Here is a 1,537-nt window from a genome sequence, read left to right as displayed (position 1 = left end):
ATATGCAACCGGATTTACCAGGTCACACCCCCTACACGCTTAAACCGGGACAACCGTCGCCCGGCTAGCCTAGCCTTCTCCGTCCCCCCTTCGCAGTAACACCAAGTACAGGAATATTAACCTGTTTCCCATCGACTACGCTTTTCAGCCTCGCCTTAGGGGTCGACTCACCCTGCCCCGATTAACGTTGGACAGGAACCCTTGGTCTTCCGGCGAGCGGGCTTTTCACCCGCTTTATCGTTACTTATGTCAGCATTCGCACTTCTGATACCTCCAGCAACCCTCACAGGCCACCTTCAACGGCTTACAGAACGCTCCCCTACCCAACAACGCCTAAGCGTCGCTGCCGCAGCTTCGGTGCATGGTTTAGCCCCGTTACATCTTCCGCGCAGGCCGACTCGACCAGTGAGCTATTACGCTTTCTTTAAATGATGGCTGCTTCTAAGCCAACATCCTGGCTGTCTATGCCTTCCCACATCGTTTCCCACTTAACCATGACTTTGGGACCTTAGCTGGCGGTCTGGGTTGTTTCCCTCTTCACGACGGACGTTAGCACCCGCCGTGTGTCTCCCGTGATAACATTCTTCGGTATTCGGAGTTTGCATCGGTTTGGTAAGCCGGGATGGCCCCCTAGCCGAAACAGTGCTCTACCCCCGAAGATGAGTTCACGAGGCGCTACCTAAATAGCTTTCGGGGAGAACCAGCTATCTCCCGGTTTGATTGGCCTTTCACCCCCAGCCACAAGTCATCCGCTAATTTTTCAACATTAGTCGGTTCGGTCCTCCAGTTAGTGTTACCCAACCTTCAACCTGCCCATGGCTAGATCACCGGGTTTCGGGTCTATACCTTGCAACTATTCGCCCAGTTAAGACTCGGTTTCCCTACGGCTCCCCTATACGGTTAACCTTGCTACAAAATATAAGTCGCTGACCCATTATACAAAAGGTACGCAGTCACACCACGAAGGTGCTCCCACTGCTTGTACGTACACGGTTTCAGGTTCTATTTCACTCCCCTCGCCGGGGTTCTTTTCGCCTTTCCCTCACGGTACTGGTTCACTATCGGTCAGTCAGGAGTATTTAGCCTTGGAGGATGGTCCCCCCATATTCAGACAGGATGTCACGTGTCCCGCCCTACTCATCGAACTCACGACCTGTGCATTTTAGTGTACGGGGCTATCACCCTTTGCTGCGCGACTTTCCAGACGCTTCCACTAACACACAAGCCGATTCAGGTTCTGGGCTCCTCCCCGTTCGCTCGCCGCTACTGGGGGAATCTCGGTTGATTTCTTTTCCTCGGGGTACTTAGATGTTTCAGTTCCCCCGGTTCGCCTCATGCCACTATGTATTCATGACATGATAGTGTGTCGAAACACACTGGGTTTCCCCATTCGGGTATCGCCGGTTATAACGGTTCATATCACCTTACCGACGCTTTTCGCAGATTAGCACGCCCTTCATCGCCTCTGACTGCCTAGGCATCCACCGTGTACGCTTAGTCACTTAACCTCACAACCCGAAGATGTTTCCATCGTTCG

1 rRNA gene is annotated in these 1,537 nt (G+C 53.0%); it reads right to left on the bottom strand.

Features of this window, described 5'->3' with window-relative positions:
- A 23S ribosomal RNA gene (locus ACJ8IL_RS24690) occupies nt 1–1,508 on the bottom strand; the annotation flags it as partial.
- Nucleotides 1,509–1,537: the final 29 nt, after the last annotated feature.

The organism is Serratia sp. CY47444 (genome assembly GCF_052168635.1).
Lineage (GTDB): Bacteria > Pseudomonadota > Gammaproteobacteria > Enterobacterales > Enterobacteriaceae > Serratia > Serratia bockelmannii.
This window is presented reverse-complemented; position numbering and strand designations above follow the sequence as displayed.